The sequence below is a fragment of the Gilvibacter sp. genome (genome assembly GCF_013214815.1).
Classification (GTDB): Bacteria; Bacteroidota; Bacteroidia; order Flavobacteriales; family Flavobacteriaceae; genus Gilvibacter.
The window spans coordinates 24,150-46,764 of sequence record NZ_JABSPU010000016.1 but is presented as its reverse complement, the minus strand read 5'-3'; the positions used below and the strand labels follow the sequence as shown (position 1 = coordinate 46,764).

20 protein-coding genes are annotated in these 22,615 nt (G+C 43.0%); 19 read left to right on the top strand and 1 reads right to left on the bottom strand.

What is annotated here, in order from left to right; translation table 11 throughout:
* The 19 genes from HRT75_RS05510 to HRT75_RS05420 form a co-directional block, all read left to right on the top strand.
* Nucleotides 1-500 (top strand): glycosyl hydrolase family 65 protein (locus HRT75_RS05510; RefSeq protein ID WP_291183577.1); only part of this gene is annotated, 500 nt, incomplete at its 5' end.
* Between the two features lie 4 nt (nt 501-504).
* On the top strand, nt 505-2,181 hold the full coding sequence (locus HRT75_RS05505; RefSeq protein WP_291183574.1) for an alpha-amylase family glycosyl hydrolase: 1,677 nt from the start codon (nt 505-507) through the stop codon (nt 2,179-2,181).
* The gene (locus HRT75_RS05500; protein ID WP_291183571.1) at nt 2,174-3,628 is read left to right on the top strand and encodes an alpha-amylase family glycosyl hydrolase; all 1,455 of its coding nucleotides are present in this window, start codon (nt 2,174-2,176) and stop codon (nt 3,626-3,628) included. The genes HRT75_RS05505 and HRT75_RS05500 overlap by 8 nt, the downstream gene beginning before the upstream one ends.
* Nucleotides 3,629-3,736: 108 nt before the next feature.
* The gene (pfkA, locus tag HRT75_RS05495; RefSeq protein WP_291183568.1) at nt 3,737-4,723 is read left to right on the top strand and encodes a 6-phosphofructokinase; all 987 of its coding nucleotides are present in this window, start codon (nt 3,737-3,739) and stop codon (nt 4,721-4,723) included.
* Between the two features lie 11 nt (nt 4,724-4,734).
* A complete protein-coding gene (gene gap / locus HRT75_RS05490) occupies nt 4,735-5,730 on the top strand; it encodes a type I glyceraldehyde-3-phosphate dehydrogenase (RefSeq protein WP_291183565.1) in 996 nt (331 codons plus the stop codon).
* Nucleotides 5,731-5,739: 9 nt separating this feature from the next.
* Nucleotides 5,740-6,597, top strand: coding sequence for a BadF/BadG/BcrA/BcrD ATPase family protein (locus HRT75_RS05485; protein ID WP_291183563.1), 858 nt, complete (start codon nt 5,740-5,742; stop codon nt 6,595-6,597).
* 111 nt (nt 6,598-6,708) lie between these two features.
* Nucleotides 6,709-7,044 carry a hypothetical protein gene (locus tag HRT75_RS05480; protein ID WP_291183560.1) on the top strand — a complete coding sequence of 112 codons (336 nt, stop codon included), beginning with the start codon at nt 6,709-6,711 and terminating at the stop codon, nt 7,042-7,044.
* A 135-nt stretch (nt 7,045-7,179) separates the two neighbouring features.
* On the top strand, nt 7,180-7,689 hold the full coding sequence (locus HRT75_RS05475) for a hypothetical protein (protein ID WP_291183557.1): 510 nt from the start codon (nt 7,180-7,182) through the stop codon (nt 7,687-7,689).
* Nucleotides 7,682-8,470 carry a histidine kinase gene (locus tag HRT75_RS05470; RefSeq protein ID WP_291183554.1) on the top strand — a complete coding sequence of 263 codons (789 nt, stop codon included), beginning with the start codon at nt 7,682-7,684 and terminating at the stop codon, nt 8,468-8,470. Before HRT75_RS05475 ends, HRT75_RS05470 begins: the two co-directional genes overlap by 8 nt.
* On the top strand, nt 8,460-9,134 hold the full coding sequence (locus HRT75_RS05465) for a response regulator transcription factor (protein ID WP_291183551.1): 675 nt from the start codon (nt 8,460-8,462) through the stop codon (nt 9,132-9,134). Before HRT75_RS05470 ends, HRT75_RS05465 begins: the two co-directional genes overlap by 11 nt.
* A gap of 41 nt (nt 9,135-9,175) precedes the next feature.
* A complete protein-coding gene (pgi, locus tag HRT75_RS05460) occupies nt 9,176-10,738 on the top strand; it encodes a glucose-6-phosphate isomerase (protein WP_291183548.1) in 1,563 nt (520 codons plus the stop codon).
* Between the two features lie 242 nt (nt 10,739-10,980).
* Nucleotides 10,981-11,991 carry a hypothetical protein gene (locus tag HRT75_RS05455; protein WP_291183545.1) on the top strand — a complete coding sequence of 337 codons (1,011 nt, stop codon included), beginning with the start codon at nt 10,981-10,983 and terminating at the stop codon, nt 11,989-11,991.
* Nucleotides 11,992-12,101: 110 nt separating this feature from the next.
* Nucleotides 12,102-13,649, top strand: coding sequence for a YifB family Mg chelatase-like AAA ATPase (locus HRT75_RS05450; protein ID WP_291183542.1), 1,548 nt, complete (start codon nt 12,102-12,104; stop codon nt 13,647-13,649).
* A 77-nt stretch (nt 13,650-13,726) separates the two neighbouring features.
* Nucleotides 13,727-14,995, top strand: a complete 1,269-nt coding sequence (gene hisS, locus HRT75_RS05445; RefSeq protein ID WP_291183539.1) for a histidine--tRNA ligase — start codon at nt 13,727-13,729, stop codon at nt 14,993-14,995.
* Between the two features lie 249 nt (nt 14,996-15,244).
* The gene (locus tag HRT75_RS05440) at nt 15,245-18,112 is read left to right on the top strand and encodes a pitrilysin family protein (protein ID WP_291183536.1); all 2,868 of its coding nucleotides are present in this window, start codon (nt 15,245-15,247) and stop codon (nt 18,110-18,112) included.
* 70 nt (nt 18,113-18,182) lie between these two features.
* Nucleotides 18,183-19,415: an Nramp family divalent metal transporter gene (locus HRT75_RS05435; protein WP_291183533.1), complete on the top strand. Its 1,233-nt coding sequence runs from the start codon at nt 18,183-18,185 to the stop codon at nt 19,413-19,415.
* Entirely contained in the window at nt 19,403-20,149 is a 747-nt protein-coding gene (pxpA, locus tag HRT75_RS05430; RefSeq protein ID WP_291183530.1) for a 5-oxoprolinase subunit PxpA, read from the top strand. The genes HRT75_RS05435 and pxpA overlap by 13 nt, the downstream gene beginning before the upstream one ends.
* Nucleotides 20,146-20,868, top strand: coding sequence for a 5-oxoprolinase subunit PxpB (gene pxpB, locus HRT75_RS05425; protein ID WP_291183527.1), 723 nt, complete (start codon nt 20,146-20,148; stop codon nt 20,866-20,868). The genes pxpA and pxpB overlap by 4 nt, the downstream gene beginning before the upstream one ends.
* Nucleotides 20,865-21,716 carry a biotin-dependent carboxyltransferase family protein gene (locus tag HRT75_RS05420; protein WP_291183525.1) on the top strand — a complete coding sequence of 284 codons (852 nt, stop codon included), beginning with the start codon at nt 20,865-20,867 and terminating at the stop codon, nt 21,714-21,716. Before pxpB ends, HRT75_RS05420 begins: the two co-directional genes overlap by 4 nt.
* On the opposite strand, the gene HRT75_RS05415 is transcribed toward HRT75_RS05420, so the two are convergent.
* Nucleotides 21,713-22,540, bottom strand: coding sequence for an N-acetylmuramidase family protein (locus tag HRT75_RS05415; protein ID WP_291183522.1), 828 nt, complete (start codon nt 22,538-22,540; stop codon nt 21,713-21,715). The two genes, HRT75_RS05420 and HRT75_RS05415, sit on opposite strands and share 4 nt — an antisense overlap.
* Between the last annotated feature and the right edge of the window lie 75 nt (nt 22,541-22,615).

Sequence of the window (22,615 nt, the reverse complement as noted above, 5' to 3'; positions counted from 1 at the left end):
ACACTTTGCAAGGGTTCTACTTTTTTGAAGACCAGTTCACGGATGAAGCTCTGGAACAACACTTTGATTTCTACGAGCCGTTTACAGTACACGAATCTTCTTTGTCTCCTTGTGTGCACGCCATTCAAGCTGCCAAGCTTGGACGTATGGAACAAGCCTACACTTTTTATTTGAGAACCTCCAGACTTGATTTGGACGATTATAACAAAGAAGTAGAAGAAGGCTGTCACATTACTTCCATGGCAGGAACCTGGATGAGTATCGTAGAAGGCTTTGCCGGCTTTAGAATCAAAAATGACAAACCGAGTTTGAATCCAAGGATTCCGGAGCAATGGGGAGCCTATAGATTCAAAGTGAATTTTAGAGGACAGATACTTACCGTGGCTATTGATGCCAAGACCTGTAGCTTGTCTGTAGCGGGTGATTCCGCAATGGACGTTACTGTAAACGGTACAGATTATTCGCTCTCTGCCGGGGAGACCACAACCATAAATTTATAATCAGATGCGCGAGATTAATCTACTGGCTTTATTACTGCTGGTTTGCTTTGCAGCCTGTAAAGAAGAAAAGCAAGAGACTCCGCAAGAGTTAGAACAAGAAGTTGCAGCCGCCAAACCTTTTGATTGGAAAGCTGCTAATTTATATTTTCTGTTAACGGATCGCTTTAATAATGGTGACCCCTCAAATGACTTGAACTTTGATAGAACCCAAGAGACTGCTGTTTTACGCGGTTTTGAAGGAGGAGACCTCAAAGGGATCACCCAAAAGATTGAAGAAGGGTATTTCTCAGACTTGGGGATCAATGCCATTTGGATGACTCCAATCGTTGAGCAGGTGCACGATGGAACCGATGAAGGTACAGGCTATACCTATGCCTACCACGGATATTGGACCAAAGACTGGACGCAATTGGATCCGAATTTCGGGAACTTTGATGATCTAGCCGCTTTAGTTGAAGCAGCGCACAGTAAAGGCATTCGCGTGCTTTTAGATGCTGTGATCAATCACACGGGGCCAGTAACACCAATGGATGCTGTTTGGCCAGAAGAGTGGGTGCGTACCCAACCAAAGTGTACTTATGAATCTTTTGAGACCACCGTGGAATGTACCTTGGTTGAAAACCTTCCAGACATTAAAACGGAGAGTAATGATGATGTAGCCTTGCCGCCAGCCTTGATAGAAAAGTGGAAGCAGGAAGGGCGTTACGATACAGAAATGGCGGAACTCGACGCCTTCTTTGAGCGCACGGGTTATCCGAGAGCGCCTCGCTTTTATATCATGAAGTGGTTGACGGATTATATTACTGACTTTGGAATTGACGGTTACCGAGTAGATACCGTTAGACACACCGAAGCCTTTGTATGGCAGGAATTCAAAAAGCAATGTGACTACGCCTTTACGGCTTGGAAGCAGGCCAATCCAGAACTGGTTTTAGATGACACCCCTTTTTATACTGTTGGAGAGGTTTATGGTTACAAAATCAACGATGGGCTAATGACCAATTTTGGCGATGTAAAAAAGGACTATTACAAAGATGCCTTTACGGCTATGATCAATTTTGATCTGCGTTCACAAGAGGCAGATGTAGACTATGAAGCCGTATTCTCTCGCTACGATTCTATTTTAAATACGACGCTAGCCGATTACGGGACCTTGAGCTATTTGACTTCTCATGATGACGGTTACCCTTATGACAAGGAACGTCAAAACACCTATACTGCTGCCAACCTATTGCTGTTGACTCCTGGTGGATCGCAAATGTACTACGGAGATGAGGTTGGGCGTTCTTTGCTGATTGATGGAACCAATGGAGATGCTACGCTGCGTTCTTCTATGGATTGGGAGGCTTATGCCAACGATCCAGAAGCGCAGCAACTGTTAGCGCACTATCAAAAGTTAGGACAGTTTAAAAACAACCACTTGGCCGTTGGAATTGGAAGACACCAACAACTGGCATCAGCGCCTTATACCTTCCAACGTGAATATGCGGCAGGCAACGATACCGTTGTTGTGGCACTCAATGCTCCTCAAGGAGAGAAGATCATTGAGATCGGGATGGCCTTTGCAGAAGGAAGCTCTGTACGCGATGCCTATTCTGGCCAGACTGCTCTGGTAAAGGATGGAAAGGTAAGCTTGAATTCTGATGACAGCGTAGTTTTATTAGAATCGATAGATGAATAAGACCCTTAGATATCGCGTATTTTTTTGTTTGCTGATCCCGGCATTGTGGATCAGTTGTGATGACAAACCCTCAAATGAAGAACCTATGAACGAGACTGTGACGACTTTACCTCCTTTGACGGATGAATTTTTAGAAACGGCGATTCTCTATGAAGCAAATATTCGTCAATATTCACCAGAGGGTAGTTTTGACGCTTTTACTGCCGATATTCCAAAGCTTAAGGATCTCGGGGTGGATGTAATTTGGCTGATGCCAGTATATCCAATATCCTCAACCAAGCGTAAAGCTTATGGCAATGTGATGGCTGACGACATTGAGGATCCGGAAGAGCGTAAAAAATACCTGGGCAGCTATTATGCGGTATCGGACTATACTGGGATCAATCCTGAATTTGGAACTCTGGAAGACTTTAGGCGATTAGTGCAGACTGCGCACGACAACGGTATTTATGTGATCTTGGACTGGGTGGCGAATCACACGGGTTGGGATCATCACTGGATTGCAGAACATCCGGAGTATTACACCAAGAATGAAGCGGGAGAAGTTTCTGAACCTCTTAAAGACGATGGCAGAACTCCTGAAGGCTGGACCGATGTCGCCGATCTTAACTTTGACAATCCAGACCTAACGCCAGCCATGATCGCAGAGATGCGCTACTGGATTGTAGAAGAGAACATCGACGGTTTTAGATGCGACGTGGCAGGCTTTGTGCCTACAGATTTCTGGCGCAAGGCAATTCCTGAATTGCGAAAAGAAAAGTCCATTTTTATGCTAGCTGAAGCGGACAATCCTGAATTATTGGATGATGGTTTGTTTGACATGGCTTACGGATGGGCTAATCATCACTTAATGAACGATATTGCCAAAGGAGAACAACCTGCGGCGCAGTGGTGGGCGCACTACAACGGTCAAATGGAAAAGTGGGCTGACGATGATTATCTCATGAACTTTGTGGAGAATCACGATGAGAACTCCTGGAATGGAACCTTCTTAGGGCGCACTGGGGCTCATTGGGAGTCTTGTTTGGTCTTGAGTTATGCCCTTCCAGGCATGCCACTGATCTACAGCGGTCTAGAATACGATCTCAATCACAGTTTGAAGTTCTTTGAAAAAGACAGTATTCCAAAAGCCAAAGGTAAAATTTGGCCTGTTTTGGAGCAATTGGCAAAGGTTAGAAAGGAAGTACCTGCCTTAAATGGTGGAGTAGCTGCAGGGGCATATGAATGGGTAGACACCTTTCACGATCCTGACCTTTTAGCTTTTAGACGCTTCAAAGACAATTCGGAGGTTTTATACTTAGCCAACTTCGGTTCTGAAACTAAAAACATACCCGTAAAAGCCCTGGGTAGTTTCCGCGATTTTAAATCTGGAGAAATAATCGAAATCCAAGGCGAAAAAAGCTTCAAAATTCCACCTGCTTCCTATCTGTTTTTGATTAAAAACTAGAGGAATATCAGGCAATTACGAGTTTTTTAGAAAAATTTATCAAACGAAAACGTTTTAGTTTAATCGGGCAGTTGTGGAGTTGCTACAAATGCCCTAGTTTAGCAATAAATGAGTACAAAAATCACTAAAGTTGGAGTGCTTACTTCTGGGGGAGATGCCCCTGGAATGAACGCTGCTATTCGTGCAGTTGTTAGAGCCTGTGCCTATAATGAACTTTCCTGTGTTGGAATCTTTAGAGGATATCAAGGATTGATTGAAGGCGATTTTGAAGACCTCGATGCACGTTCGGTAAAGAACATCATCAATCGAGGCGGTACTTTCCTTAAGTCTGCGAGATCTAAAGATTTTAGAACCGTAGAAGGACGCCAAAAGGCTTATGAAAATCTTAAAAAGGCAGAAATCGATGCCTTAGTGGTAATTGGTGGAGATGGAACTTTTACCGGTGCCTCTGTCTTTAAAGGAGAACACGACTTTCCCATAGTAGGTTTACCTGGAACCATTGATAACGATATCAATGGAACTGACTATACCATTGGTTACGATACTGCACTTAATACCGTAGTAGAAGCCATTGATAAGATCCGTGATACGGCAAACTCACACAACCGCTTATTCTTGGTTGAAGTAATGGGTCGCAATGCTGGAGATATCGCTTTGAACGCAGGAATTGGAGCAGGAGCTGAGGAAATCTTGATTCCTGAGGAAGATATGGGGCGTACCCGTTTGTTGGAATCGCTTCGTCGCAGTAAGAAATCCGGAAAGACCTCAAGCATTATTGTAGTTGCAGAGGGCGATCAAATTGGTAAGAACATCTTTGACCTCGCTAAATACATTGAAGATAATATGAGTGCTTATGAAGTGCGTGTGACCGTTCTTGGACACATTCAGCGTGGAGGAGCACCGAGTTGTTATGATCGTGTTCTAGCCAGTAGGTTAGGGGTTGGTGCCATTGATGCCTTGATGAGCGGCCAACAAGATGTAATGGTTGGAATCGCTAATAGAAAAATTGTATACGTCCCCTTCGCCAGAGCGATCAGTGGACAAAATGAAATAGATGTTGAACTAATTCGAGTAGCAGACATCACGTCTGTCTAAATCATAATACTATGACTAAAATTGGAATTAACGGCTTTGGCCGCATTGGAAGATTGGCTTTTAGAATCGCTGCACAAAACCCTCAAGTAGAGGTAGTAGCGGTAAACGACCTTTTGGACGTTGATCACTTGGCCTATTTATTAAAATATGCCTCTGTACACGGAAAGTACGCCGGAAGCGTAGAAGTTGCAGATGGACACCTTAAAGTAGATGGTAACACCGTAAGAGTTACCGCAGAGCGCGACCCAAGTCAATTGAAGTGGGATGAGGCTGGAGTAGATATTGTGATTGATTGTACTGGTATCTTTACAACCATGGATACTGCTAAGTCGCATCTAGAAGCTGGAGCGAAAAAAGTAGTGATCTCTGCACCGTCTAAAGACGCACCGATGTTTGTAATGGGTGTGAACCACCATCAGGTTAAGCCAGAAGATAAGATTGTATCTAACGCTTCTTGTACCACCAACTGTTTGGCACCAATGGCCAAAGTTATCCACGATAACTTAGGAATTGTGGAAGGACTTATGACTACAGTACACGCAGCAACTGCTACGCAATTGACGGTAGATGGACCTTCTCGTAAGAATTACCGTTTAGGACGTTCTGCATTGAACAACATCATTCCTACTTCTACAGGGGCTGCAGTGGCAGTGACCAAAGTAATCCCAGAATTGCAAGGGAAACTAACAGGGATGGCTTTCCGCGTTCCTACTGCAGACGTTTCTGTAGTTGATCTTACCGTACGTACGGAAAAATCTGCAACTTATGATGAGGTTAAGGCCTTGTTTAAAGAAGCAGCAGGCGGAGCTTACGCTGGTGTGATTGATTTTGTAGACGAGCCTGTAGTTTCTCAGGACTTTGTATCAGATGCCAACACTTGTAATTTCGATGCCAATGCCGGAATTGCATTGAACGACAATTTCTTCAAATTGGTTGCTTGGTACGATAACGAATATGGTTATTCGTCAAAATTGATCGATCTTGCTGCGCATATTGCCAGCCTATAAGACTAAACTATGATATTAATTGCTGATGGAGGATCCACCAAATGTGACTGGGTCCTCCTTGACGATTCTTGTGAGAAAGTATTAAAAACCCGCACCAAAGGGTTAAATCCTGCTGTGGTAGAACCTGATGAACTCGAAAGTCGCATTCGTGAGAATACCGAGTTAGCAGGACTGTTTGCTACCGTGACAAAAGTGGATTTTTACGGTGCAGGTTGTGGTACACCTTCTCCAAGAGCTTCTCTCTATGCTGTGCTTCAAAACCTCTTTATGGGGGCTAAGATCAGCGTACAAGAAGATGTTGCCGCGGCCGTTTATGCAGCTACTGATAAACCTGGGATAGTTTGTATTCTTGGAACGGGATCAAACAGTTGCTACTACGATGGAAAGAATATCCATATGGAAGTAGATTCCTTAGGGTACGCCTTAATGGATGAGGCCAGTGGGAATTACTTCGGAAAGCGTCTAATCCGCGATTATTTCTACAAAAAAATGCCAGAAAAACTGGCCAAAGAGTTTGAGAAGCGCTTTGATCTCAATACCGATGTGATCAAGCTCAATGTTTACAAACGTCCGAATCCAAATACCTATTTGGCTTCTTTTGCTGAATTTATCTTTACCAGTGAAGAAGTTAACGGTTATTTCTACAAGCTAATCAGTGAAGGAATCTTCAAATTCATTGAGAATAAGATCCTTTGTTATAAAGAGGCTCAGCATGTACCCATACATTTTATTGGTTCCATTGCGCACTTTTCAGAAGATATCATTCGAGATTGTATGAAGCCTTATCATTTGGAGTTAGGAAATATCATCCGCAGACCAATCGATGGTTTGATTGATTATTACAAGCGTAACGAGGGCTGTAAGTAAACTACGGCTTTACGTTAAACTAATTACGGCTTAACCGTAGTTGTTGAAATAGGCGATGCTTTTTAAGTATCTTCCACTTGTGATTTATTAACCAAACAACAATTCCTAATTATGAGTACTCCCAACGATACTATTACGCTAAGTGATGCCATTAATTGGACTACCAACTGGCGCAATCAAAATCCTAATTCTGTAAAAGCCTTTTTGATCCCAAAAGACGATTTAACAGGTGTTTTAGCTGAAAATCCTGATGCCGTACGAGCGTACTTGGCCATTGACGATAACGGAACCGAAAAACTCGTTATTGTAGGTTGCACCCATCAAATCGATGGAACTTACAAGGATAAACTACCAGATCCGAGTGGTCGTGATAATGGTAACTACATTTTTGACTTTACCATGCCTTGTCCTCCGGTATGTGATCCAACAAGTCAACTGAACAGCTAGATATACATGACTCGGTTTTTTAAGAATCTATCGTACTTCGCTACGATTATTCTTATTATCAACGCTTTATTATTTCTTAAAAGCTTTGCTAAAGAGAGCAAAGCTTTTAAGTTTTTCACCCTATACCTAATTGCTATGTCTTTAACGCAGTTAGGTATGATCCTTTTTGTGATCTTGGGGGAGCCCAATATCTTCATTTCAAGTATTTATACGGTTGTACAGTTGATATTGCTCAGCTTATTTTATGGCGAGTTGATAAAAAACCGTTTAATCTACGTTTTTGCGGGAGGTCTTTTGTGCTTCATGCTTGTTCAGTACGCTATGGATCCGAGTTTGTTCTTTAGATACAATTCTATTGGTATTTCTTTGAGTCAAGCCTTATTAATAGGCTATTCATTGATCTATTTTTACCGATCCATCAGTGCTAAAACACCATTCATTATTGTGAATGTAGGTGTCTTTATATACTTGATTTGCAGCACGCTGATATTTGCAAGTGGTAACCTTCAGTACGAATTGTCCCAACAAGGCTACTTACTTTTATTGAATTTGAACATCGTGTTCTATTTGCTCTTCCAGTGCTTAGTCACTTTTGAATGGTATACCAATTACCGAACACGAAAAGCCACCAAAAAACTTGTTTGAGAACACGGATATTATCTCTCTGATTCTAATAGCCCTTAGCTTTTTATTGTTGATGGCTAGCGCCTTGGTGATCTTCTTTTTTCTATCGCGGAAGAAAGTCATCAATGCAGAACTTGAAAAGGCCAATATGGAGATATCGTTTCAAAAAGAGATGCTACAAGCCACCATTCTTACTCAAGAAAAGGAGCGTAAACGCATAGCCCAAGATCTGCACGATGCGATTTCTTCCAAGCTCAATATCGTATCACTGAATACAAACGTGCTTTTAGAAGGCGGAGTAGAAGAAGAGCAATCCAATGAAATGCTTGCCACGATACTTCAGATTTCAAATACCACTTTGGAGAGTTCGCGCAGAATAGCCCATGATCTGCTGCCTCCGGTATTGCAGAAATTTGGTTTGAAAGCTGCTGTAGAAGAATTGACTAATGATTACAACAGGGCTCACGAAGGTTTGATCCAGCTCAGCTGTGATTATGAGCCAGAATCGCTTGATTCGAAAGAAGAGCTCCATGTTTTTAGGATTGTACAAGAACTGGTCAACAATTCGTTGAAACACGGCGCGGCAACTGGTATAAGCATTTCGCTTACCAGTAATCCACCCAGTTTGTCGTATTCAGACAATGGGGTAGGCTTTGAAAATACAGCTAGCGCGGGGAAACCTGGGCTGGGCATGAAAAATATAGAAAGTCGGGTGGCCCTTTTAGGCGGACAGTCGAACTTTGAAAGTGAAGCCGGAAACGGCATCAGATTTACCCTAAATAACCTCAGAAATGGCAACTGACAAAATACGAATCGGACTCGCGGATGATGAAGAATTATTCAGAAAAGGGATTGCTTTCATCCTAGAAAGAGAAGCTGACTTTGAAGTAGTCTTTGAAGCAGAGAACGGTCAAAAACTTCTGGATACCTTGGCCACTATGGACGATCTGCCTGATGTGGTCCTAACCGATCTTAAAATGCCTATGGTCAATGGTATAGAAGCCACAAAGGCCGTACTCAAGAAATACCCAGCAATAAAAGTCATTGCCCTGACAAGCTACAATACGCGAGGTTTTATAGCCAATATGGTAGACATCGGGGCAGCGGCTTTCCTGGTTAAAAATTCAACTCCCAAGACCGTTAAACACACCGTACGCGAAGTGGTCAAACGCGGCTTTTATTACAATTATCAAGTGATGCAAATTATTCAAGATGAATTACAAGGGGCTCCATCACGAAGTCTCAATGTTGCGGAGGAACTCACCGCTAGGGAGAAAGAAGTTTTACAGCTGATCTGTGATCAGTTTACCACACATGAAATCGCGGATAAACTCTTTATCAGTCCGAGAACTGTAGAAGGACACAGAAACAACTTATTGCAAAAAACAGAATCTAAGAATGTGGCCGGGCTCGTTTTGTTTGCAATTCGTCATAATTTGGTGATTCTGGATAAGGGTCTCTACTAATTTGTCATTAAATTTGTCAGTGAAACCCAAACTGACAAATAATGAGTTTTCCATCTGTTAATCCAACAGGCACAAACGCCTGGAAGCGTCTAAGCGAATTAAAAGCTAGCGAGCAACAACGATTGCAAGAACTGTTTAAAACGGACCCAGAGCGAGCTGAGCGATACAGTTTTCAATGGCAAGATTTTTATGTGGACTGTTCTAAGACGCATCTTACTGAAACGGTGCATAAAGCTTTGCTGGATTTAGCGGAAGAGGTTGATCTCAAAGGGGCTATTGCCGCACAATTCTCTGGAGAACATATCAACCAGACAGAAGATCGTGCAGTGATGCATACCGCACTGCGTAATTTCTCCGATATGAAGCCAGAAGTCGCAGAAGTCCTTGCGCAGATGAAAAGCTTTAGTAATGCGGTGATCTCAGGGGACTGGAAAGGCCATACAGGCAAATCCATAACAGATGTTGTCAATATTGGGATCGGTGGTAGTGATCTAGGACCGGACATGGTGGTTGAGGCTTTGCGCAATCAACGCAATCATCTGAATGTTCATTTTGTGTCAAATGTAGAAGGAGACCATGTAGTAGAATCCTTGAAAGGGCTAGATCCTGAAACTACACTCTTCATCATTGTATCCAAGAGCTTCACCACTCAGGAAACTTTAATGAACGCTCAGACCATTCGTAAGTGGTTTTTACAGCACGCACCAGAAGATCAAATTGCCAAGCACTTTGTTGCCGTAAGTACCAATATCCCTGCGGTAAAGGACTTTGGAATTGACCCGAACAATATTTTTACCATGTGGGATTGGGTAGGAGGCCGTTTCTCTTTGTGGAGCGCTGTAGGACTCTCCATTGCTTGTGCCATTGGATATGAACAGTACGAGGAGCTTTTAAGAGGTGCTCATGCCATGGACCAACACTTTACACAAACGCCATTTGAGCAGAATTTGCCGGTAACCCTTGCACTAATCTCTATTTGGTACAACAATTTCTTAGGAGCTGAAAGCGAGGCTGTAATTCCTTATACGCAGTATTTGACCAAGTTGGTTCCATATTTACAACAAGCCATTATGGAAAGTAATGGAAAGGGTGTGGATAGAAACGGAGACGTGATCGATTATCAAACAGGAACCATTGTTTGGGGATCTACAGGAACCAACGCTCAGCACGCTTTTTTCCAATTGATCCACCAAGGGACTAAAGTAATTCCTGCGGATTTCATCGGCTTTAAAAAAGATCAGCACAATCAGAAATCACATCAAGATGCGCTTATGGCCAATTTCATTGCCCAGACTCAGGCCTTGATGACTGGAACCGATGGTCAAACCTTGGATTCTCCATTTAAAGTATTTACGGGTGACCGTCCAACTAATACGATTCTAATTGATCAATTAAGCCCTAATTCCCTAGGAAAGCTCATTGCACTTTACGAACACAAACTCTTTACTCAAGGAGTGATCTGGAATATTTTCAGTTATGATCAATGGGGTGTGCAACTCGGTAAAGTATTGGCTAAAAATACATTGAGCGATATTGAGTCTGGCAGTGTTTCCGCAGGTCATGATTCTTCTACAGCGGCTTTGTTGAACAAGTTGGCGGAGTAATTTACCAGCGGGTTAATTAACTGACAATCATAATTTTAAAATGTTTTTAAAGAAATAATGGAATTTTTTTAAAATTCCACGCAACCTTTTAATGATTTGTGGACTATTTAATAACTCCACAGGTGCAGGCGCAAGCACCAAGAGTTAAGTTAGTCTGTTAAGATAAGAGCGACTGCCGCCCGGTAGTCGCTTTTACATTTCTTTATAGTACCTTCAGGGCGACTAACTAATTTCTATTCGCGGTGCGTAGACTTTTACTTCTTTTTATTCTGTTTGGTTTGGCAGCTTCAGCTCAAGAGACTTCACAGCAACAAACTTCTGTTTTTGGTGATTATTATCCCATCAGTATAAAACCAACGGTTCGTTATTTGTCCAGTATGGTTGACCAAGAAGAGATCCTTTTTGATGCCAATCCGGTGGTTTATTACAGCTTTTACAACAATATGGTCAAGAACCTACAGGATGAATCTGACAAGCGTTTTAGCAGTACGTTCTACGCCAGTTTCCAACCACATATCCGGATGTATAATGAAAACTCTAGGCCGGTAAAAACGCCGTCCTACAGAGTTTTTCTTGGATTTCAATTGCTGCGCAAAACAGATGGTAACCATTTTGTGGCGGCTGCTTTAGAATCTGGACATTATTCCAACGGACAATCAGGCTGTGCTTTTGACACTAATTTAGATGACGAGACCTCACCCTGTGATGCCGTCTATGCCATGATTACGGACCAAACCAATTTGTCAGATATTCTCAATCGCGTGAATGGAAACTTCTCGACGAATTTTACTCGAGTAAGCGGGAACTTTAGATTCAACAATCTAAAAAAAGACACGCCTTATCAAGTGCATTCTTTCACCGGTTGGTATGAGCTCTGGCATAACAATATGTTTTTCATAGCCGATATCGGGGGATACAATCCACTAGATATTGATATATACGGACGCCACAGACTCGGCTTTGAATACGAATACTTGCATACCTATAAGGAAACACTGAAATACTCTGTTGGACTGCGTTTAGAAGGAATTTCAGGAGCTCACCCCAGTGTAGAACCTCTACGTGCAGAGGTATTCGGTACTTGGTATCCTTTTAAGAGCGACTTTGGTTTCTTTGTGAGTTATATCTACGGCCACGACAATTATAATTATCGCTTTGTAGATTCCGGGAACCAGATCAGTGCGGGGGTGAGTTGGGATTGGTTTACGCCCTTTCAGATCAAACGTGCTGAAAACCTACGCGCTAAGCAATAGTTAGGCTGCATTAAATTCATAAATCTATACAGCACTTCTCTTTGGCATTAAAGTTTTGAGGTAAAGCATTTATTACCTTGCCAGCGGTTATTCCTCCCAAACAAAAAACTATGCTTACTAAAGTATACGGGAGTGCCGTTTTCGGGATTGATGCTACAACAATAACCATAGAAGTTCATGTGGATAATGGTATTGGCTACCATTTGGTGGGGCTCCCAGATAATGCAATCAAAGAAAGCAACTACCGAATAGCTGCGGCCTTGTTAACCAACGGCTATAAAATACCGGGTAAAAAGCTCACCTTAAACATGGCACCCGCTGATCTCAGAAAGGAAGGCGCGGCTTATGATCTACCTTTGGCTATGGGCATTCTCTTTGCTACAGAGCAGATCAATGCAACCAGAGATCCTGAGCAGTTCATCATGATGGGAGAATTGTCACTCGATGGTGAATTGCAGCCTATTCGCGGGGCTTTGCCCATAGCGCTTCAAGCAAAGGAGGAAGGATTTACCCATTTAATTCTACCCACTCAAAATGCTGAGGAAGCTGCGATCGTTTCGGGAATTACAGTTTATGGTGTACAATCATTGGCAGAGGTAATCAACTATTTTCATCAAGGGGATTCTCTAGAGGAAATCGTGGTTGACACCCAAGCACTTTTTGCACAACAAGCTGCAGACTCCGTGTTAGACTTCTCTGATATAAAGGGGCAAGAAAGTATAAAACGGTGTATGGAGATTGCAGCCGCTGGTGGACATAATATCCTACTCATTGGCCCTCCAGGTTCAGGAAAGACCATGATTGCCAAGCGTTTGCCGTCTATTTTGCCACCCATGACCTTGGATGAAGCTCTAGAAACCACTAAGATTCATTCTGTGGCAGGTCGAACTAAAGAAACAAAAGGAATTTTAAGCAGCAGGCCCTTTCGGAGTCCACACCACACCATTAGTGATGTTGCCTTGGTAGGAGGAGGGACGTATCCGCAACCGGGAGAGATCTCCTTGGCTCATAATGGGGTATTGTTTTTAGATGAACTTCCTGAATTCAAGCGTACAGTTCTGGAAGTATTGCGTCAGCCCTTAGAGGATCGGGAAGTGTCGATTTCCAGAGCGCGATTCAATGTGACCTATCCCGCGAGTTTTATGATGGTAGCTAGTATGAATCCGAGTCCAGGTGGCTATTTTAATGAACCCGATGCTCCTGTAGTTAATTCACCGGCTGAGATTCAAAGGTATTTGGGACGTATATCAGGACCATTGCTGGATCGGATGGACATGCACGTTGAAGTCAATCCAGTGGGTTTTGATAAGCTGAGCGAAACGCCGCCCGGTACTTCAAGCGATAAGATCAGAGATCGGGTCGTTAAAGCTAGAAAACTGCAACAACAACGTTTTATCGAGCATTCCAAAATACATTATAATGCCCAAATGCAATCCAAAGAGATCCGCGAGTTCTGCAGCTTGGATGATACTTGTAAAACGCTGCTAAAAGAGGCGATGGACCGCTTAGGACTCTCGGCTAGGGCCTATGATCGGATACTGAAGGTATCCAGGACTATGGCAGATCTCGAGCAAGCTGCCAATATTCAGGAATCCCATCTATTGGAAGCCATCCAGTATCGCAATTTGGATAGACCCGGATGGATGGGAGGGGGTTAAAAATAGGAAGCCGCTAATTTTAACATCTCTAACGCAATTGCTATTTTTGTGGCATCTTTAAAATCCATCGGAAACCCATGAAAATATTAAAGACTCCACCTCAGGGAATGCGCGAATTCACTGCGGATCAAAAGGCCATTCGGAATTATATTCAAAACGTAATTCTGGAGCATTACCAAGTCTTTGGATTCAATCAAATTGAAACACCTTGTGTGGAGAACATCGCTTTGCTTTCCAGCGGTCAAGGAGGGGAGAATGAAAAACTGATTTTCAAGATCTTAAAACGTGGGGAAAAACTAGCCAAGAGTACCATGGATGATTTGGCTGATCTTGGCCTGCGCTTTGACTTGACGGTTCCTCTAGCACGATTTTATGCCAACAATATGGGCCAATTGCCTAAAGTGAATAAGTTTATTCAAATTGGAAATGTTTGGCGCGCAGAACGTCCGCAGAAAGGAAGGTACAGACAATTTACCCAATGCGATATTGACGTTATAGGAGATCCGACCTATCTGGCAGAATTGGAGTTGATCTCTGCAACTACCTCTACATTAAAGCAGTTTGGTTTAGAATCCTTTGAGGTGAAGATCAACGATCGTCGTTTACTAATGGCTATTGCCAATTACTGCGGTTTTGATGAAGATGAAGCGGGGGAAGTGTTTATTATTTTGGACAAGCTCGATAAGATCGGTCTAAAAGGAATCACCCAAGAATTTGCCGCTAGTGATCTCGATCAGGTTAAACTGGATAAGTTTTTACGGGTGGTCACTTCATTTCTAGAGCATTCTTTTGAAGAATTTATTGAGGCTAATGCACAGCAAAACATAGTGCCAGAAGAGATCATGAACGATTTAAAATTCGTGATAGACACCGTGAAAGCGGATTCTGGAGCTGACCTCGATGTCGGTTTTGATCTTTCTTTGGTTAGGGGAATGGGCTATTATACCGGGATGATCTTTGAAGTCAAAGTAAAGGGCTACAGCTGGTCCATCGCCGGTGGGGGACGCTACGACAAAATGATCGGTCGTTTCTTAGGTGGTAAACAACAAGTGCCGGCCTGCGGATTCTCCATTGGCTTTGAACGTTTGGCTTTGATCTTGGATGAGCAAGGATTTGAGATTCCTGATACCCGAAAGCGCATTGCACTCTTAGGAGCAAAAGATCCTGAGTCAATTAAAATGATGCGCGCGCATGCTTCTAAACTAAGAGAAGAGGGCAATGCTGTGGTTTTAGACTACAAAGCCAAGAATATGGGCAAGCAGTTGGATGATTTCAAAGCTGCCGGATACAGTGCTTTTGCTTTTGTTAATCCTGGAGAAGAATTGGAATTACGCGATTTGAGTTAAACTTTTCTGACTCAGGAACGCTTACTAGACGCGCCTAATTTATCGTATTGCCTACAATCATTTCTAAGTTTTCAATTGTTCTTTTGAGCTGAGCATCATATACTTTTACTTCTTTAGATTCGTTTAATCTGACATAAAGGGCTTTAGACCCCTTTGTTTATGGGCTTTTTAACAGATATTTTAGAATTCTGAAAGTGCTCTGGCGGAGTGAATTACCTATCTTTAACCCACTTTAAAAAAAAATCAATCATGCGAAAATCATTCACACGCAGTTTGTGGTTAATCCCAGCGGCTCTGTTCTTTATTGCAACCTCTTGCAAAGAAGGCGGAAGTACCGGAGACTCTGCGAACAGCGACCTAACTCTTGAATTTGAAAAGTACGAACTAGAAAACGGTCTCGATGTAATCTTACACCAAGACAAAAGTGACCCAATTGTTTCTATGGCCATTCAATATGCCGTAGGATCTAACCGTGAAAAGACTGGACGCACAGGATTTGCTCACTTATTTGAGCATATGTTGTTCCAAGAGTCTGAAAACGTTGGGCAGGATCAATTCTTTAAGAAAATTCAAGATGTGGGAGGAACGCTCAATGGTGGTACTTGGAAAGACGGTACCATTTATTACGAAGTTGTTCCAAAGAACGCATTGGAAAAGATCATGTGGTTAGAAAGTGACCGTATGGGGTTCTTCATCAATACGGTAACAGAATCTGCTTTTTACAATCAACAAGAAGTAGTACAAAACGAGAAACGCCAACGTGTTGACAATAACCCTTACGGACATACCGGTTGGGTTATTGACAAAAACATCTATCCAGAAGGACATCCGTATAACTGGCAGGTGATCGGAGAGTTGGTAGACCTTCAGAACGCCACTGTAGATGACGTGCGTGAATTCTACGACAGATTCTACGGCCCTAACAATGCTACCTTGGTAATTGCTGGAGACTTTGAAATGGAGACCATCAAGCCTATGATCGAGAAGTATTTTGGAGAGATCAAGAAGCGTCAGGAAGTAGCTCCACTAGAGCCAATGCCTGTGACTTTGGCTGAGACTAAGCGTTTAATGCACGAAGACAACTTCGCTACAGCGCCTCAGTTAAACATGGTTTATCCAACACTTCAACAATATACTGATGATGCTTATGCACTAGACTTCCTTGGGCAATTACTTTCTCAAGGAAAGAAAGCGCCTCTATATAAAGTATTGGTAGAAGATAAGGAATTGACTTCTAGAACTACCGCTTTCAACAACTCTCAGGAGATTGCGGGAGCATTTAGAATTATCATTACTGCTAATGAAGGAAAGACTCTTCAGGAAGTGGAAGATGCAATCTTTGAGGCTTATGCCATGTTTGAAGAGCAAGGAGTTACAGATCGTGACATTGAGCGAATCAAGGCGAGCTTAGAAACAGACTTCTACAACCAGATCAGCAGTGTTCTTGGGAAGTCATTCAACCTAGCACAATACAACGTATTTGCAGGAGATCCTGGATTCTACAAGAAAGATTTGGAAAACATTCAGAGCGTTACCAAAGAAGACGTGATGCGTGTTTACAACAAATACATTAAAGACAAGCCTTACGTGATTACAAGCTTTGTCCCTAAAGGAAAGCCTGAGCTAGCTGCCACTAATTCAATGGTTGCTCCAGTAGTGGAGGAAGAGATCACAGAAAATGTTACTCAAGAGATCGTAGATACTGAGGAGGAGATCGCTAAGACACCTTCTGCTTTTGACCGTTCTGTTGAGCCTGCAGCTGGAGATGCTCCTGCATTGAACATTCCAACAAGCTGGAAGACCGATCTAAGCAACGGTATGATGGTTTACGGTATTTCTCAAGATGAGATCCCAACTGTAAACTTCAGCTTGATCATTGAAGGTGGACACCTGCTAGATGATTTGAGCAAGAATGGTGTAGCCAACTTGATGAGTGACATAATGATGGAAGGTACGGCTAATAAGACACCACAAGAGCTAGAAGAAGAAATCGAACTTCTTGGAGCGAGCTTAAACATGTACACAACTCGTGAAAGCATTGTAGTACAAGGAAATACCTTGGTGAGAAACTTTGAGAAGTTGATGGCTTTGGTAGAAGAGATCCTGCTGGAGCCTCGTTGGGATGCGAACGAATTCGATCGTATCAAAACGGCTACTATCAACAGTATCAAGCGTTCTGACGCCAACCCGAATGCTGTAGCAGGACGTGTTTGGAACAAAATGCTTTACGGTGAAGGACACCCATTTGCTTACCCAACTAGCGGAACTGTAGAGTCAGTAGAGGCTATCACTATGGAAGACCTCAAGGCCTTTTATGAGAAGAACTTCTCACCTTCGATCAGTCGTTTCTTGATCGTTGGTAAGATCGATCAAGCTCAGACCGTAGCTGCCTTGAACAGTTTAGAATCTAACTGGGCTGCAAAGGATGTAACCATTCCGGAATTCCCAGTAGATACATCACGTGATCAGTCTACTTTAGCTTTTGTTGATATCCCGAACGCTAAGCAGTCGGTGATCAATATTGGTTATCTATCTATGGCTCGTGACAATCCAGATTTCTATCCTGCAGAGGTGATGAACTACAAATTAGGTGGATCTTTCTCAGGAAACGTAAACTTGATTTTGCGTGAAGAAAAAGGATATACTTACGGAGCGCGTTCTGGATTTAGCGGAACTAAGATTCCTGGAACCTTCAACGCAAGTTCTAGTGTAAGAACAAACACTACCGGAGAGTCAGTTCAAATCTTTAGAGATCAGATCAAGGATTACAAAAACGGTATTGCCGCTGAAGATCTAGAGTTCACTAAGAACGCTATGGTTAAGTCTAACGCACGTCGCTTTGAAACGCAATTCTCTTTATTGGGAATGTTATCTGAGATGAGTGCTTATGGCCTTGCTCCGGATTACATCATGCAAGAAGAGGAGATCGTTAAGAACATGACCCTAGAAGAGCACAAAGCGCTTGCCAACAAGTTGTTGGATGAGAACCGCATGCTTTATTTGGTTGTGGGTGATGCAGCAACCCAATTCGCTCAGTTCAAAGACATGGGCTTTGATGAAGTGAAGTTGGTAGACAAAAATGCAGAAGAAGTAGAATTGGAAGACGTGAAGATGTAATTCCAATCCGCATAAATAAAAAGAAGGGGTCCTCTATAGGGCTCCTTTTTTATTTTTTACCTTTAGTGCGATGCGCACACCATGGTATAAAAAAATTGGCCCTGCTACACTTATTGCAGCTGCTTTTATTGGTCCTGGAACCGTAACGGTTTGCACCCTTGCCGGGGTGAATTTTGGTATGAATCTGCTGTGGGCCCTGCTACTGTCCATGATCGCCACGATCATCCTACAAGAAATGGCTGCTCGTTTGGGTTTGATAACCGGTAAGGGACTGGCGTCGGCATTACGTGCTCAGATAGATAATAAGACCTTACGCAATCTCGCTTTGTTTTTGGTTTTCTCCGCAATTATTATTGGTAACAGTGCCTATGAGGCTGGCAATATAAGCGGAGGCGTTCTGGGATTGCGAGAATTAATTCCCAACACCCAATTCACCCTGTTTGGTCAACAAATGGAAAGTCTTGTACTGCTCATTGGGTTGATCGCTTTTTTGATGCTTTATATGGGTCGCTATAAAATCTTAGAACGCGTCCTAATGGCCTTAGTATTGGTGATGAGTCTTTGCTTTTTGATCACAGCCCTACTTACGGGACCCGATTTACTATTACTCATTAAAGGACTGCTCATTCCCACAACGCCGGGTGAAAGCTTGCTCACGGTCATTGCCTTGATTGGAACCACCGTGGTACCCTATAATTTATTTCTACACGCTGCTTTGGTCAGTGAAAAATGGTCTAATACCAATGATCTTAATTGGGTTAGACGAGACACGGTGATCGCTGTGGGTATTGGGGGCTTGGTCTCCATGGCTATTTTAGTCTGCGGAGCTGCGCTGCAAGGCATGGCAGTGGATTCTGCTGCAGATCTAGGAAAAGGTTTGGAACCGTTATTGGGTGGTTTTGCCAAATACTTTATTGCTACCGCACTGTTTGCGGCTGGGATAACTTCGGCTATCACAGCACCATTGGCTGCGGCCTATGTGGCCCGTGGTTGTTTTGGTTGGAACGCTTCTTTGACCGATAAGCGATTTCGTGCCGTATGGATTGCTGTACTGTGCATTGGTGTTTTCTTTGCCTTGAGTGGCAGCAGCCCAATTGCCATCATTCAATTTGCTCAAATAGCCAACGGTATTGTATTACCACTAATCGCGATCTTTTTGCTTTGGGCCGTGAATCGCAGTGGCTTACTGGGAAAGTTTGTCAACTCAACATTTCAAAACATTTTAGGTATTGCGATCATTGGGATCTGCCTTTTATTAAGTGGGCGTACTCTTTATAAACTAGTTCTCTCATGGATGGGGTAAAACGATCTATTGACCTCAATGCGGATGTAGGTGAGGGGATTGCTACTGAAGCGCAACTCATGCCTATGATCAGCAGTTGTAATGTTGCTTGTGGAGGGCATTATGGAGATCGAGACACTATTCTAACTACCTTAGAGCGGGCTTTGAATCACGGGGTAAAAATAGGAGCGCATCCGGCTTATCCGGATAAAGCCAATTTTGGAAGAGTAGTCCTTGATCTAAGTACAGAAGAGCTCACGGATGCAATCACCCAGCAACTCAGCCTTTTCATGGACTGTTGTAAAGAATTGGACGTCCCAATTCATCATATCAAACCTCATGGGGCGCTCTACAATCAAGCGGCACGTGACCGCACGGTAACTCAAGCCATTTTTAATTCCATGAACAACTTAGCGCTGAAGCTGCCTGTGTATACACTCCCTGGTGGCTTGCTGCAGCAGATGGCGGGAGAGCAGATAGCAACAATCTCTGAAGCTTTTGTTGATAGACGCTACCACAATGACGGCTCTTTGGTGTCGAGAAAGCTCGATGGGGCTGTAATTGAAGACCCTGAGCAGGCTTGGGATCAACTTAGCGCTTTGATCTTTAAAGAATCTGTGAATACCTGGGAAAACGAAGCTTTGACACTAAAAGCAGCGACCTACTGCGTTCATGGTGATACTCCTGGAGCCCTGGAATTGTTGAAATATATTCACATGCAATTTGAGGAGAATAACTTAATTCTTGGGCGATGAGTGCTATTAGAATTCGACCTTTTGGTAAACACACTTTGCTCATTGAATGGCCAGCTGTAATCAGTCCAGAGATCCATGCTGAACTTTTGGCGTATCGCAAGTTGGTCAAACTCTTTTCTGACCAGATTGCAGAAACTGTTATAAGCTACAATGCAATCGCCTTGCATTTAAAGCCCACTCAATCTCCATCAGAATTAAAAAAAGAACTCGAAGAGACCCTCAGTCTAAATGAAGTTGTTGCTGCAAAACCTAGCGTTCGCTGGGAGTTACCGGTCTGTTATGAGCCGCAATTGGCCTTGGACCTAGAAACTTTTTTACGCGATAAGCAGCTCAGCTTGGAACAGTTGATCCAAGAACATACCGGAGTTGATTATCATATATATTTCTGCGGATTTTTACCGGGCTTTATTTATTTGGGAGGCCTTAATGAAGAGTTACACCATCCTAGACTATCCAACCCTAGAACCAGAGTTCCAGCTGGATCTGTAGGTATAGCAGGCTCACAAACAGGAATCTATCCGCAAGACAGTCCAGGGGGTTGGAACCTGATCGGACGCTGTCCCGTTCCCATATTTGATCCGTCTAATTCAAAACACCCCAGTCCTTTTAATGCGGGGAATTTGTTGCGATTTGTCCCTGTATCTTATAAAGAGTTCAAAGAAATAGAAAAGCAAGTGGCCCTTGGAGTTTATGTGCTGACCAAAAAAGAGATCCAATGATAGAAGTACTCCAAGCAGGATTTCAGTCAAGTCTGCAGGACGCAGGGCGCTTTGGCTATAGAAGCTACGGAGTTCCGTGGAGCGGGCCTATGGACAATTATAATGCTGGGTTTGCAAGAGAACTTGTCAGAAATGATCCTAACGCCACGCTTATTGAGTTTTACCAAAGAGGTCCAGAATTACTCTTTGCCAAAGAAGCGATAGTTGCTGTAACCGGTCTGTATTTTGGCTTAAAGATCAATGGAGAATCTAAAGAGTTATACAAGGCTTACAGAGTTAAGTCTGGGGAGCGCTTAGAAATTATTACCAAAGCAGCGAGCAATTTTGGATATATAGCTATTGCTGGAGGTTTTAAAACCGAATTGGTCTTAGGCAGTGCGTCCTATTACCCGGGCATAACAGAAAGATCGCGTTTAGAAAAAGGACAGCAACTGCAATTTCACGAACAAGATTTACCTCAAATTCCCGCTCTATCACGCCTAAGGAGCTTAGAAACAGTATTTGACACCTCAGAGATCCCAGTACTTTTAGGTCCCGAATATGATCGACTAAGCGAAGATCAACAGAAGCTCTTGTGGAGTACTTCTCATAAATTGGGAAGGAACATCAGCAGGATGGGGTATCGCTTTAAACCAGTTCCGAATTTAAATCTTTCTGGAATATTGACAGGTCCTGTACAAGCAGGAACGGTGCAGCTCACACCGGGTGGAGAGTTGATCGTTTTAATGCGAGATGCACAAACTACGGGCGGATATGCAAGAATTCTTCAACTTTTACCTGAAGCAATAAGCATCTTGTCACAGCAACTGCCGGGAACGCGTATGAAATTTGTGAAATCAGAGCCTTAGAGGGTTTTATATTTCTGGTAAGCCGCTTGTAATTTAGTGTCATATTTGTTCTCCGCAAAACCAGGACCATTATAGGCTCTTGCAAAAGCTGCCCAATCGCGACTTTTGAGATGGCGAATCAAATTGTTCTTTTCGCAGAAAATGCCAAAGGCTTCTAAATGCGCTTTTTCATGGGTGTACATATGGGCTACATAAGCATCAACACTAGGGTATCCTAAGAATTCATAATGAAATCCCATGATTTGAAACGCTCCATAAGATGCTGAACAGTAGGCAGCGTCATGGACGGCATCTACATCACTCATGCCAGCGGCCTTTTCCAATCGATCATACTCTTGTTCGCCCCCTTCATAGAAGCTTTTTGTCCAAGATTTATACAATATGTTCTTGGTAAAATCGGTCACAAAATCTTCAGGATTTAAGTCTCTTTTGGCCAATTGTTTCCAAAAGATATGTCCTTCAAAAAGTATCCGTGGTCGGCCATCGATCAAAAACCCTTTCCCACTGCTTTCTATTTCATTGACTGCCTTGACCACAGCGAGTTCTAAGTTATACTTGGTTGCAAAATCAATGAGGTCTTGCTCTGATAAGAATTTATCATTGAAACGCGTAAGGTGCTGTTGGGCTGCAATTAAGACAGACCAGGTTTTTGGGCCAACAATACCATCAACGACTAAGTTGTTGGCTCTCTGAAAGTCCATAACTGCCTTTTGGGTGTCTAGGCCAAAGAATTCGGAGATTTTTACACGATATCCCAGTGCGATCAAGATCTCTTCTAAAAAGTGTACATCTTCTCCTTGTGAGCGGTGTCTAAGGGTTCTCATGGTAGATTTTTCTTTAAAAATAGGGGCAAAATCTTGAAGTCACAAGGGGATAAACCCTGTACTTTATGAGTTGAG